This window comes from Shewanella nanhaiensis, from assembly GCF_019457885.1.
In the GTDB taxonomy this organism is placed as follows: domain Bacteria; phylum Pseudomonadota; class Gammaproteobacteria; order Enterobacterales; family Shewanellaceae; genus Shewanella; species Shewanella nanhaiensis.
Genome location: NZ_JAHZST010000020.1, coordinates 25,684 through 39,622, shown reverse-complemented (window position 1 = coordinate 39,622; position 13,939 = coordinate 25,684). Strand labels below are relative to the sequence as shown.

10 protein-coding genes are annotated in these 13,939 nt (G+C 45.2%); 5 read left to right on the top strand and 5 right to left on the bottom strand.

The features are described 5' to 3' along the window. The first annotated feature begins 122 nt into the window (after positions 1 to 122). Positions 123 to 2,639, top strand: a complete 2,517-nt coding sequence (locus tag K0625_RS20925) for a helicase-related protein (protein ID WP_220111419.1) — start codon at positions 123 to 125, stop codon at positions 2,637 to 2,639. Between the two features lie 684 nt (positions 2,640 to 3,323). On the opposite strand, the gene mnmE is transcribed toward K0625_RS20925, so the two are convergent. The 5 genes from mnmE to rpmH form a co-directional block, all read right to left on the bottom strand. After that, a complete protein-coding gene (mnmE, locus tag K0625_RS20920) occupies positions 3,324 to 4,685 on the bottom strand; it encodes a tRNA uridine-5-carboxymethylaminomethyl(34) synthesis GTPase MnmE (protein WP_220111418.1) in 1,362 nt (453 codons plus the stop codon). 123 nt (positions 4,686 to 4,808) lie between these two features. Then, positions 4,809 to 6,443 carry a membrane protein insertase YidC gene (gene yidC, locus K0625_RS20915; RefSeq protein WP_220111417.1) on the bottom strand — a complete coding sequence of 545 codons (1,635 nt, stop codon included), beginning with the start codon at positions 6,441 to 6,443 and terminating at the stop codon, positions 4,809 to 4,811. Between the two features lie 3 nt (positions 6,444 to 6,446). Continuing rightward, the gene (yidD, locus tag K0625_RS20910) at positions 6,447 to 6,704 is read right to left on the bottom strand and encodes a membrane protein insertion efficiency factor YidD (protein ID WP_012327495.1); all 258 of its coding nucleotides are present in this window, start codon (positions 6,702 to 6,704) and stop codon (positions 6,447 to 6,449) included. Then, a complete protein-coding gene (gene rnpA, locus K0625_RS20905; protein ID WP_157582146.1) occupies positions 6,671 to 7,024 on the bottom strand; it encodes a ribonuclease P protein component in 354 nt (117 codons plus the stop codon). Before rnpA ends, yidD begins: the two co-directional genes overlap by 34 nt. Before the next feature lie 24 nt (positions 7,025 to 7,048). Then, the gene (rpmH, locus tag K0625_RS20900; protein WP_012327497.1) at positions 7,049 to 7,186 is read right to left on the bottom strand and encodes a 50S ribosomal protein L34; all 138 of its coding nucleotides are present in this window, start codon (positions 7,184 to 7,186) and stop codon (positions 7,049 to 7,051) included. 445 nt (positions 7,187 to 7,631) lie between these two features. Between rpmH and dnaA the strand changes: the two genes are divergently transcribed. The 4 genes from dnaA (at position 7,632) to gyrB (ending at position 13,878) form a co-directional block, all read left to right on the top strand. After that, positions 7,632 to 9,020, top strand: coding sequence for a chromosomal replication initiator protein DnaA (dnaA, locus tag K0625_RS20895; RefSeq protein ID WP_220111416.1), 1,389 nt, complete (start codon positions 7,632 to 7,634; stop codon positions 9,018 to 9,020). 19 nt (positions 9,021 to 9,039) lie between these two features. Further along, positions 9,040 to 10,140: a DNA polymerase III subunit beta gene (dnaN, locus tag K0625_RS20890; RefSeq protein ID WP_220111415.1), complete on the top strand. Its 1,101-nt coding sequence runs from the start codon at positions 9,040 to 9,042 to the stop codon at positions 10,138 to 10,140. A gap of 221 nt (positions 10,141 to 10,361) precedes the next feature. After that, positions 10,362 to 11,459, top strand: coding sequence for a DNA replication/repair protein RecF (recF, locus tag K0625_RS20885; RefSeq protein ID WP_220111414.1), 1,098 nt, complete (start codon positions 10,362 to 10,364; stop codon positions 11,457 to 11,459). Position 11,460: 1 nt separating this feature from the next. Beyond that, complete coding sequence (gene gyrB, locus K0625_RS20880; protein WP_220111413.1) at positions 11,461 to 13,878, top strand: DNA topoisomerase (ATP-hydrolyzing) subunit B; 2,418 nt, start codon at positions 11,461 to 11,463, stop codon at positions 13,876 to 13,878. The last annotated feature ends 61 nt before the right edge of the window (positions 13,879 to 13,939 follow it).

The window sequence follows — 13,939 nt, the reverse complement described above, 5'->3', positions numbered from 1 at the left end:
TATTAATATGGGTGTTCTGATATTAATAGTGCCGTTCAGATATTGATTGGCTTTACCTTGTTTCCTCAACAGACTTTGCCCGTTAGACTTGTCTGAACTTTTCCACTTTTGTCGTTATCCCTATGCCCTCTAAAAGCCACCAATCTATGCTCACCTCTCTGCCAATCGACGCAATCTATGATGAATTTAAATTAGCATTTAAAGACAATCACTTAGTGATTGAGTCCGATACTGGCTCGGGTAAATCTACCCGTTTGCCCCTTTGGTGTGCTGAAGTGAGTAATATCAAGTCTGGTGAAAGTGGCAAAGGTAAGCGGGTGCTGGTTGTGGAACCAAGGCGGGTGGCTTGTTTGGCGCTAAGCGCTTTTGTTAGCACCTTAATGCAGGAGGCTGATGGCTCTACAGATAAGGTGGGCTATGCCATACGTTTCGATTCTACGGTGACAGATAAGACTCAGATAGCCTTTGTGACCCCAGGGATAGCACTGCGCTGGCTGTCGATGCCAAAGGGTGATGATGAGAAGGCGGGTTTAGCTTGTTTTGATACTGTGATTATCGATGAGTTCCACGAACGACGTTGGGATACAGATCTGCTGTTGGCGATGCTTAAAGCTAAGGCTGAAAAGCATAAAAACCTTAGGCTAATACTGACCTCAGCCACCATAGATGGTGAGAGGTTAACTGATTATTTAGGAAGAGATTCTGCTATTGGTGCTCGCCGATTACAGGCACAGGGAAGAAGGTTCCACGTGGAACTTAGGTATGAGGCGAAAGAGAGTCACCATCTGCCTGATGTTCGTGGTGTGGAGCAGAGGGTAAAAACAGTGATATCTGGGCTTTTATCTGAAACCAAAGGGGATATTCTGGTTTTTCTTCCTGGTAAGCGTGAGATCCAATCTTGTTTGCAGGCATGCGTGTCTCTGACAGGAGCACAATCACAACTTGAGCTATTTGGGCTCCATGGTGGCATCTCTGCCAACGAGCAAAAAGCGATATTGCAAAACTCAGATAAACAAAGGGTTATTTTTGCCACTAACATTGCCGAGACTTCGCTGACTATCCCTGGAGTCACTGCTGTGGTGGATTCAGGACTTGAGCGTAGAACTCATCAACGAAATGGCCGTACTGTGTTGTCGTTAGCGCGGATCTCTAAAGCCAGCAGTAATCAACGTATGGGACGCGCAGGTCGAACTGCGGAGGGGATCTGTGTTCGTTTATGGGGAATGGGGGCGCCACTGGAGGCTATCACTCCTCCTGAGTTACAACGTGAAGAGCTGGTGGAACCTATGTTAGCGGCTGCTTCCAATGATCATCTTTTAAGTGAGCTTAAGTTTGTCGATGCTATTCCTGTTAAAGCATTGGAGATAGCCGAGACTAAGCTAATTGCCATGGGAGCAATCGACAAACAGGGAGCCATTACTCCTCACGGTATTAAGTTACTGCCACTACCGATAGACACCCAATTTGCTCATCTGATAAGCGCCATGCCTGATGATGAGAGTCGTGGCTTGATGGTGGACCTTGCTGCTGGTTTGAGTGTGTCACAACGTCTATTTATGTTGCCAAGCTCTGAACAAGAGTTAAAAGAGCTTAATGAGTGGGAGCCAATCGGCTGTGATGCTTGGATGTTAGTTAAGCTTGTTCGTGAGAAACCGCCTGAATTTGTACAGGTAAATAGTGATGCTCGAAAGGAGGCGTGTTTGCTATCGAATCAAATCCGCAGCTCTCTTGGTCTAGTGTCGCTGGCTCAAGAGAGTCCTCTACAAGCTGCAAGGCAAGAGTTGCGTCAATCTTGGTTACTTGAGGTGATAAAGGCGCTACCTGAGTTGGCTTTTGTGCGTCGTGAAAAACGAATAACAGCTCTAGGCAATGGTTTTAGTGAGGTTCAGATAGGTCGAGATAGTCGTTTCTGCAGTGAACTTAAAGATAGCCAGGGCCGAGAGAGCGCCCTTGCTGCTCTGGTGTTTGATCAACACTCTATTGCAGGTAAAGGCAGTAAGCAGACGCTTAATTTAGCCAGCTGCATGGCACCTATTAGTGTGAAGATGCTGCTTGAAGCTGGCTTAGGTGAGGAGCGCCTGGCGGATAATCGTGAACAGGGAAGTAAACATAAACTTCTTGTGGAAACCCTCTATGCTGGCAGGGTGATAGGTACTCACCTCAAGGAGGTTGAGGGGGGGCAAGCCATTGAGGCGATAGTACGTAGTATCAGCGTTGGACGAATTTTTAAGGGCGTTGCAGCTCGTTTGGAGCGTGATATCTCAGCTTGGAATATCTGGTTAGCATTAGGTAGAGCAGAGAGTGAGATGCCGGTCTTGGAACTTAACACTTACCTTAAGGATAAGTTATCTGAGTTAGGGGTTGAGTCTTTCGATGATCTTGAGCTTGTAGAGCCTGAGGATCTTCTGTTTGAGGGGATACCTGAGTGGGAGCGTGAGGAGTTTGATGCCATGTACCCCTTAAAGCTGGAACTGGCTGAGCTTAAGTTGAGTGTAGAGTATCAACCAAAACGTAAGCTGGTCACCCTAGTTTATGCCAGTGGATTAAGAAAGGGGGGTCCTAAGCGTTGGGAGCTGCCTCGTTGGCTTGGTTGGAAGATCCAATATCGTAAAGCAAGTCGCGTATTGGACATAAAATGAACCGTTTTTAAATTTTTATGAAACAGACTTGGCTTAGTGATTTTTAAAAGCAGAAAAAGTTAAAAAGTTAGTTTTTTAAAATAGCAGAATACCTCGATGCTTTTTGCTGAGATTTAAATTTTTAATCTGTTTTTTGAGGTGTAAATGGCCGAAAACAAGCTAGGTTCTGTTAAGGCAATTATGATCCCTTGTGGATAAAAAGATCTTTTACCGTGTAGATCACTATTTTAATCGATCTATTTGCGTATAACTTATCTACAGCGAAAATATTTTTTAATAATTATTTAGTTTTATTTAAAAGTAGATCTGTTTTTAAATAAATAAAAATCAATATCTTACACAAGGATCTAAACAGGGGTTAAGATCTTAAGTTGACTTTGCACAGCTTGTTGATATCTCTGTTGATTGTTTTGATCAAGATCATTGAATTTTATGGGGTCAAGATAGCTGTGGGATCCTGTGGTGGGTAGTATATAGATGGAGTTTTATCCACCGTTTGGGGATAAAATTCATCATTTTTTTTACCCTTGTAGATCGCTCTATTTTGAGCAGTTTTCGTCATCCTGAACTTGTTTCAGGATCCATCTTTTTGAAGTGGTTTGGGGATAAGTTGAGCGCAGATGAGTATTCACATTGGGGTTGTATGAGTGCCATCTGAGAAATAGATGGCACTCTTTTATTTTGCTATTTACCGATACAGAAGCTGCTGAAGATCTTGCCGAGCAGATCATCAGAGGTGAATTTACCGGTAATCTCAGACAAGGCCATCTGGGTCATCCTTAACTCTTCGGCTAGCAGTTCACCCGCTAAATAGACCTCTAACTGCTCTTTACCTATCATCAGATGACTGCTGGCAAGATCTAGGGCTTCTAGGTGACGACGTCGTGCGATAAAGCCACCTTCAAGGTTACTTTGGTAGCCCATTAATGATTTAAGGTGCTGTTGTAGCGATTCAACGCCTAAGCCTGTTTTGGCTGAGATCTTAAATACGCTGTGGCCATGATCTTGGGTTAAGGTTAAAGGCTCCCCTGTGATATCGGCTTTGTTGCGCACCACAGTGATCCCTAAATTTTTAGGCAGACGGTCGATAAAGTCTGGCCAGATCTCGCGGGGATCGACGGCATCGGTTGTGGTGCCATCAACCATAAAGAGTACCTGATCTGCGGTCTCTATCTCAGCCCAGGCGCGCTCAATCCCTATCATCTCGACGGTATCATCGGTATCACGAAGACCGGCAGTGTCGATAATATGCAGTGGCATACCATCTAGGTGGATATGCTCACGCAGGACATCACGTGTGGTACCGGCTATTTCGGTGACAATAGCGGACTCTTTGCCTGCCAATGCATTCAGTAGACTAGACTTACCTGCATTGGGACGGCCTGCAATCACCACTTTCATCCCTTCACGTATGATGGCGCCTTGCTTGGCACTGGCCTGTACGTTGCCGAGTTTAGTGATGATGCGATTAAGTGAGCCTGCAATCTTACCGTCAGAGAGGAAATCGACCTCTTCGTCGGGGAAGTCAATGGCTGCTTCGACATATAAGCGCAGGTTGGTGACCTGCTCAACGAGTTCATGTATCTGCACCGAGAACTCGCCTTGTAGTGAGTTTAGGGCGCTTTTAGCCGCTTGTTCGCTGGTGGCATCGATAAGATCGGCAATCGCTTCCGCTTGAGTTAGATCCATCTTGTCATTCATAAAGGCTTGCTCGCTGAACTCACCTGGTTTAGCGATACGTACACCGTCCACTTCCATAACACGCTTAATCAGCATATCTAGAACTATCTGGCCGCCGTGTCCCTGTAGCTCAAGCACATCTTCTCCAGTAAAGGAGTTTGGGCCTTGGAAGTAGAGGGCGATACCTTGGTCAATTACACCGTTATCGGCATCTTTAAAGTCACAGTAATCGGCATATCGTGTCTTTGGCAGGTGACCTAACACGGCCATAGCAACATCGCTGGCCTTGTCTCCTGAGATCCGAATGATACCTACACCGCCTCGCCCGGGAGCGGTTGCCTGTGCCACGATAGTATCTGTTGTCATTACTGTGATTCCTACATTTGGATAATGAAAAATGAAGATAAGTTAGAAAAGTATATCTCTCATAAAAAGCAAAAAGCGGCCAATACCAAGTATTAACCGCTTTTTCTTAGTTGGAGTTAAGGGTTATTTTAACCCTTTTTTCTCCAAACCAGCGTAGATGATCTTCTGCTGCGTGATTGCAACTAAGTTACCCACTAACCAGTAAAGTACTAGACCTGCAGGGAACCATAGGAAGAACACGGTAAATACCACTGGCATCCACTGCATCATCTTAACCTGCATTGGATCCATTGTCGGTGCCATAGGTTGCATCTTCTGCATCACAAACATAGAGACACCCATTAGGATTGGCATCACGTAGTAAGGGTCTTGTACCGAAAGGTCGGTGATCCAAAGCATGAACGGTGCATGACGCAGTTCAACACTTTCAAGCAGTACCCAGTATAGGGCGATGAAGATTGGCATCTGTAACAAGATAGGTAGACAGCCACCCATAGGGTTAACTTTCTCTTTCTTGTACAGCTCCATCATGGCCTGACCCATCTTCTGACGGTCATCACCGAAACGCTCTTTCATCTCAGCAAGCTTAGGCTGTAGATTACGCATCTTAGCCATAGAGGTGTATTGAGCTTTAGTCAGTGGGTATAACAGACCGCGTACCGTTAGGGTGATAAGGATAATTGCTGCACCCCAGTTACCTACAATTGATTGGAAGAACATCAATAGCTTGTAGATTGGTACTGCTAGCCACCATAGGAAACCATAATCGACAACCAAGTTAAGACTTGGAGAGATAGCCGATAGTGCTGCCTGATCTTTAGGACCAACGTAGAACTGAGAGGTGATCTCTTGAGTCGCTCCAGGTGCTACATCATAGATGGCGCCACGGAAACCTATGTTTGCCTGACCGCCAGCACTGATGCTAGAGAAGATGATGTTTTGATCGTTCGCTGGTGGTACCCAAGCAGATACGAAGTAGTGCTGTAGCATCGCTGCCCAGCCACCTAACGTTTTCTTGTCTAGATTCTTATCAGCCATATCTTCGAAGCTGTACTTCTCGTAACGTGTGTCTTGAGTCGAGAAAGCCGCGCCGCGATAGGTAGGCATCATCATGCTGCTTTCGCTTTTCTTGATGCTGTGTTTAATCTGACCGTACATCTGAACTTGCAGCTGTTTATCTGTTTTGTTATCGATAACATAATCGACATCTACGTCGAACTTGCCACGATGGAAGATAAACATCTTAGTGTAAGTTGCACCATTTTCAGCAACATAGGTCAGTGGCACTTCTAGAGTGTCTTGATCTGCAGCTAAGCTGTAGTTGCGTGAAGCACTGTCGAAGTGCGCGCGGCCCTTAACACTGCTGTCGATACCGTCACGGCCGATAAGTCCACTCTGAGCAATATAGTTAATATCATTAGTTTGCTCTAGTAGTACGAATGGCTCGTCATTTTCTAGCTCAAGTTTATGTTCAACTAGGGCTGAATAAACGATATCACCACCAACCGGATTAATCTTAATGATTAACTGATCAGTGTTCACTGTGATGAGATCTTTCGATGCGACAACGGCAGCAGGAAGTGCTGAGTCTGCATCGGGTACATCAGAGCTGTGAGAATCAGAAGCTGACGAAGCAGTGACAACCGATGAAGATTGAGTCGCTACTGGTTGTGGGGCTTGATCTGTCTGCCACTGTTGCCAAAGCAAAAAGCTGACAAAAAGCAGACCGATAAGCAATATATTGCGTTGAGATTCCATAGCCTATTTATTACACCTGTGTGTTTTTGGGGGGACGGGATCGATTCCGCCCGGATGCAAAGGGTGACATTTTAGTATGCGTCGTGCAGCAAGCCAACAACCTTTTACAGATCCATGCAAACGAATCGCTTCAATCGCATATGTGGAACAAGTTGGATGAAAACGGCACTTATTAGCCCCTAAAAAGGGGCTGATGAAGACTTGGTAGCCACGAATTAACGTGGTTGCTAGCCATTGTAACGGCGATTGAGTTTTCGCCATAGCTTTTCTACCAATTTATGGAGCTCTGCATTTTCCATCTCTACCACGCCATTTCTGACGAGCACAACGATATCGATAGCGGGAAGTTCGTGCTGATGCAGACGAAAATTATCCCTAATGATACGTTTAATTCTGTTTCGCTGATGGGCTTTCTTTACAAAACGCTTAGCAACAGTGAGTCCGATACGCGGATGTTGTTCAGTATTTGGAATAGCAAGTAAAGTTATTTCAGCGGAGGAAGCTTTGATGGGTTTTGAGAATACAGATTTAAATTGCGCGGGAGTTAACAAACGTAACTCCCGCGTAAAGGTGTAGCTAATAGTCACCTGAGTTCCAACTTAAAATTAAGCTGAAAGGCGAGCACGACCCTTGGCACGGCGACGAGCCAGTACCTTACGGCCGCTTACTGTAGCCATACGAGCGCGGAAGCCGTGAGAACGCTTGCGCTTTAGGGTGCTTGGTTGAAAAGTACGTTTACTCATTGTGGCAATCCGTCTTTGGTAGTTAACAATCCTTACACTCAAAAAATAATTAAGGTAAGGGCAAAAAAGAGGCCGAATTGTAATCACTTTAAGTTTGCTCGTCAACAAGCAAAAGCATCAAGCGTTAAAAATATCGGCAAATTATTCCTTAGTCAGTTATCCAAAGCTACCACTGAGTGTGGATAACTCTGTGCATGGACACTACATCTTGTGGATCCAGTGATCATAAAGCTGATCTAAGGCCGCCAATTATAGATCGATCTGGATCGCTTAATAAAGCTGGATTTAACGCTTTTTTAAAATAGAAGGATCCCTAGGGATCCTTTTGGATCGGTATTTACACAAAAAGACGATCTATCTGGGGATAAAGTTATTATAAGGATAGCGATCATTGTGATCTCACTATAGAATACCTTTCTTTGAGTGATCTTTTGGGGATAAGTACGTGGCGGTTTCACTTTGGCAGCAATGCATCGGGCGACTACAAGATGAGCTTTCGGCTCAGCAGTTCAGTATGTGGATCAGACCTTTGCAAGCAGAGATGGATGGGGACACACTTGTTCTTTATGCGCCAAATCGCTTTGTACTCGACTGGGTTAGAGATAAGTACATCAATATCATCAATCAGTTCTTTACTGAACAGATGGGAAGCGATGCACCTAAGCTACGTTTTGATATTGGTAGCAAACCTTCTGCGCCTAAACCTATTCAGGCGACCGCTGCGGTGGTTAAGCCTAAGTTAGAGTCGAGCCCGCAAAAGAGCCAGACTGCGTTTAATGTTAACGCCCCTGAGCCAGCAGCGACGGCTAATCACAGAAGTAATATCAATCCTACCTATCAGTTTGAAAACTTCGTCGAGGGTAAGTCTAACCAGCTTGGTAAGGCGGCCGCGCTACAAGTCGCTGAAAATCCAGGTGGTGCTTATAACCCACTCTTCCTTTATGGCGGAACCGGTTTAGGTAAGACTCACTTATTACATGCTGTGGGTAATGGCATCATTAAGAATAAGCCGAATGCAAAAGTGGTATATATGCATTCTGAGCGTTTTGTTCAAGATATGGTTAAGGCATTGCAAAATAATGCCATCGAAGAGTTTAAGCGTTACTACCGCAGTGTCGATGCACTGTTTATTGATGATATTCAATTCTTTGCTAATAAAGATAGATCTCAGGAAGAGTTTTTCCATACCTTTAATGCACTGTTAGAGGGAAATCATCAAATCATCTTAACCTCAGATCGCTATCCAAAAGAGATCGATGGTGTTGAAGATAGACTTAAATCGCGTTTCGGTTGGGGCCTAACGGTTGCAATTGAACCACCAGAATTAGAAACACGTGTGGCGATCTTGATGCGTAAGGCACAAGAGAGTGGCATTAACCTCCCAGATGAAGTGGCATTTTTTATTGCTAAGCGTTTACGATCGAACGTTCGTGAGCTCGAAGGCGCATTGAATCGTGTTATTGCGAATGCTAACTTCACAGGTCGACCAATTACTATTGATTTTGTGCGAGAAGCCCTTAGAGATCTCTTGGCTCTGCAGGAAAAATTGGTCACTATAGATAATATTCAGAAAACTGTAGCTGAATACTACAAGATCAAGATGGCCGATATGCTATCTAAGCGTCGTTCGCGCAGTGTTGCTCGTCCACGTCAAGTGGCGATGGCACTGTCTAAAGAGCTAACGAACCATAGCTTGCCAGAGATTGGTGATGCTTTTGGTGGTCGTGACCATACAACTGTTTTGCATGCCTGTCGTAAAATTGCACAGTTACGTGAAGAAAGTCATGACACGAAAGAAGATTATGCTAACTTGATCCGTACGTTATCTTCATAAATCTGGGAAATTGGAACTGATGAAATTTTCAATTGATAGGGACGCCCTATTAAAGCCGTTGCAACTCGTTACAGGCGCGGTGGAGAGACGACATAACTTACCCATCCTGGCAAACCTTTTAGTAGAAGTGAGTGGTCACTCACTTAAGATGACCGGAACCGATTTAGAGGTTGAATTGGTTGGTCAGGTTCAGCTCGAAGGCGAGGTCCAAGAGGGACGCACCACGATTCCGGCGAAGAAATTCCTCGATATTGTTAAATCACTACCCGATCAAGTTGAGCTTAAAATTGAGCAACAGGAAAATCGCCTGTTACTCCGCTCTGGTCGTAGCCGCTTTACTTTAGCCACACTCCCGGCGGAAGAGTATCCCAATGTTGAGGCCTTTCAGGCTGAGATAGAGTTCACTATAAATCAGGGCACATTGAAGTCGCTGATCGATGCCACTCAATTCTCTATGGCTAACCAAGATGTCCGCTACTACCTTAATGGCTTGCTGCTGGAGACTGAGGGCAATGTGCTGCGCGCCATTGCGACCGATGGTCATCGCTTGGCGTTAAGTCATAGACAGATACAGGATACCTTGCCTGAAAAGCAGGTTATCGTTCCCCGTAAAGGTGTTGTTGAGCTTCAACGTCTTTTTGAAGGTGAAGAGTTAGATATCACTATTGCGATTGGTGACAACGCTATTAGAGCGACGACAGCAAGCGCTGTGTTTACCAGTAAGCTAGTTGATGGCCGCTTCCCTGATTATCGTCGAGTTCTGCCTAAGGGCGGCGACAAGGTCGTGGTTGCGAGCCGTAATCATCTAAAACAAGCACTACTTCGTGCCTCGATTCTGTCGAATGAGAAGTTCCGTGGTGTGCGTGTTCAGCTTGAAGAGAACTTAATTAAGATCACTGCCAATAACCCTGAACAGGAGGAGGCGGAGGAGATCTTAGATGTGGAGTATGAGAATACCCCCCTTGAGATTGGCTTCAATGTGAGTTACCTGCTTGATGTGCTCAATAACCTACCCTCGGATGATGTGCGTATCACCTTAATTGATGGCAACTCTAGTGCCTTGATTGAGAATCACATCGAAGAGGACTCTATGTATGTTGTGATGCCGATGCGTCTGTAGGGCTTTACTGCAAAGCAATACTGAAAGAGTTTATATTAAAAGACTGATTATTCAGTCTTTTTTTGTTTCTGTTCTTTAGGTTATATCTGGGGCTAATTTGATGATTTTTAGAGGCTTTGATGTCGCTTACGGATATGCTAATCTTCTTGGCTATTTTGCGTTTTATCAACAGATTGTCATTGTTGCCTAAGCCAAGCATCTGGGTGTGAATTGAGTACTAAATGAGCCTGACACGTCTTCATATCGAAACTTTTCGAAATATTAGTTCTGCTCAACTGCATCCCAGTGACGGTTTAAATCTGATTTATGGGCAAAATGGCAGTGGTAAAACGAGTCTGCTTGAGGCGATCTACTTTCTGGGAATGGGGCGCTCTTTTCGGAGTCATCTGTCTCAAAGGGTGATTCAGCACCAAGATGATAAGTTGACCCTGTTTGCCAATCTGAGTTTGGGCGAGCAGGAGAGTAAAATCGGTTTGCGCCGTTTTAGAAGTGGTGAAACCGAGGTTAAGATCAATGGCGATAAGATAAAACGTTTATCGACCTTAGCCGAGACTTTACCCATTCAGGTGATCACGCCTGAGAGTTTTTCTTTGCTGTTTGAGGGGCCTAAATCGAGGCGTCAGTTTATCGATTGGGGAGCGTTTCATAGTGATAAAAGTTTTCACTCGGCATGGGCCAATGTGAAGCGAATTTTAAAGCAAAGAAATCAGCTACTTAAAAATCAAGTTTCCTATAGCCAGATTCAGTTTTGGGATAAGGAGTTGGTGCGTTATTCTGAGCTGGTAACCCAGATACGAAAAGAATATGTAGACTCGTTAAATGAACAACTTAAGGGTATAATCGTAGAGTTTTTACCTCAGGTTGAAGTGAAAGTTTCATTTACACGTGGTTGGGACAGTAAAACGGATTTTGGACAACTGCTCGAGACGCAATATCTTAGAGATGTCGCGGCGGGAAATACAGGCAGTGGTCCCCATAAAGCCGACTTACGATTGCGTGTTGGCACCTTGCCCGTACAAGATGCCTTGTCTAGGGGTCAATTGAAATTGTTAGTCTGTGCATTACGTATTGCACAGGGAAAGTTGCTAAAACAACAAACAGATAAAAATAGTATTTATCTGGTGGATGACCTTCCATCGGAATTGGATGCGAAGCACAGGCAACTATTGTTGCAGCAATTGATGGATACCGGCGCACAAATTTTTGTCACCGCTATCGATCCTGCAGCGATAGTCGATTCGTTAACCACACCACCAAGTAAGATGTTCCATGTGGAACAGGGGTGTGTAACGGTAATAGATAAACCGACGAGAGAATAATATGTCAGAGAATAGTTACGATTCTTCGAGTATCAAGGTTCTAAAAGGCCTTGATGCGGTACGTAAGAGACCAGGGATGTATATCGGTGATACCGACGATGGTACTGGTCTGCACCACATGGTATTCGAAGTGGTCGATAACTCTATCGATGAAGCTTTAGCGGGCCATTGTAACGACGTTATCATCACTATCCATGCTGATGGTTCAGTATCTGTAAAAGATGATGGACGCGGTATCCCGGTAGCCATTCACCCTGAAGAGGGGGTTTCTGCTGCAGAAGTGATCATGACGGTACTGCATGCTGGTGGTAAGTTCGATGATAACTCTTACAAGGTTTCCGGTGGTCTTCACGGTGTTGGTGTTTCGGTTGTAAACGCCCTATCTAGCAAGCTTCAACTTACGATCCGTCGTGATGGTAAGCTTTATGAGCAGTTCTATAACATGGGTGAGCCTGTTGAACCGATCAAAGCGATTGGTGATGCAACAAACACAGGTACCGAGATCCGTTTCTGGCCAAGCAGCGAAACTTTCTCCGATACCCTGTTTCACTTCGATATTCTGGCCAAGCGTGTTCGTGAACTCTCTTTCCTAAACTCAGGTGTTGGTATCCGCTTAGTTGATGAGCGTGATAACAAGGATGAGTTTTTCAAGTATGAGGGCGGTATCAGTGCCTTCGTTGATTACTTGAATGTGAACAAGACTCCGGTTAACAAAGATGTATTCCACTTTATCCAAGAGCGAGATGACGGCATTACCGTTGAAGTGGCGATGCAGTGGAACGATGGTTTCCAGGAGAATATCTTCTGTTTCACCAACAACATCCCTCAGCGTGATGGTGGTACTCACCTTGCTGGTTTCCGTGGTGCGTTAACCCGTAACCTTAACTCCTACATGGAGCGTGAGGGTTATAACAAGAAAGGTAAGACTGGTGCGACTGGTGATGATGCCCGTGAAGGTTTGACCGCTGTTATCTCAGTTAAGGTACCGGATCCTAAGTTCAGCTCACAAACTAAAGATAAGTTGGTATCGAGCGAAGTTAAGTCTGCCGTTGAACAGACCATGGGTGAGCAGTTAGGTGATTACCTAATGGAGCATCCAAACGAAGCTAAGCTGATTGTCGGTAAGATTATCGATGCAGCCCGTGCCCGTGAAGCGGCGCGTAAAGCCCGTGAAATGACTCGTCGTAAAGGCGCATTAGATTTAGGTGGCCTGCCTGGTAAGCTTGCAGATTGCCAAGAGAAAGACCCTGCTCTTTCTGAAATATACATAGTGGAAGGGGACTCTGCTGGCGGTAGCGCCAAGCAGGGGCGTAACCGTAAGAACCAAGCGATTCTGCCACTTAAAGGTAAGATCTTAAACGTTGAGAAAGCCCGTTTCGATAAGATGCTTTCATCTCAGGAAGTGGTCACGCTTATTACCGCCCTAGGTTGTGGTATCGGCCGTGATGAATACGATCCTGATAAGACCCGTTACCACAATATCGTTATCATGACCGATGCGGACGTCGATGGATCGCACATTCGTACTCTGCTACTGACTTTCTTCTTCCGTCAAATGCCTGAGTTGATTGAGCGTGGTTACGTTTATATTGCACAGCCACCGCTATATAAAGTGAAGAAAGGTAAGCAAGAGCAGTATCTTAAAGATGATCCTGCATTAACTGAGTACCTAACTAACTTGGCACTTGATGGTGGTGAGATCCATCCATCTGCCGATGCGCCTGCTATGTCTGGTGCACCGTTAGAGAGATTGGTTTATCAGTACCGTGAAGTTGAAGCTATCTTTGAGCGTCTTGAGCAGAGATATCCGACATTACTGACTGAGCGTATGCTTTATCACCCAGGTCTTAGCCATGAGCTATTGACCGATGAGGCTAAAGTGAAGCTGTGGTGTGATGCCTATGTGGCTGACCTCGAAGATCGTGACACCGGTGGCGTTCACTACAGTGCTGAAGCTTTCCTCGATCCTGAGCGTAAGGTTTACCTACCTAAGGTGACTATCCGTAAGCACGGTATCGACACTAACTTCCTGTTTACTTACGACTTCCTTCACTCACATGATTATGAGTTGATGACCAAGCTAGCCAATGCCCTTGAAGGTTTGATTGAAGAGGGTGGTTACGTTAAACGTGGTGAGCGTATGAAGGAGATCTCTACCTTCGTTGAAGCACTTAACTGGTTGATGAATGACTCTAAACGTGGCCTTTATATCCAACGTTATAAGGGATTGGGCGAGATGAACCCTGAGCAGTTGTGGGAAACTACAATGGATCCTGAGTCGCGCCGTATGCTAGTTGTGACCATCGAAGATGCGATTGCCGCGGATCAACTGTTTACCTGCTTGATGGGTGATCACGTTGAACCGCGTCGTGACTTTATTGAGTCTAACGCCTTGAACGTAGCTAATCTGGACGTTTAATAGATCTGCTGCGCACCTCTATTGAGACCACTGCGTGGTAAAGATATTAAGAGTTAACTGC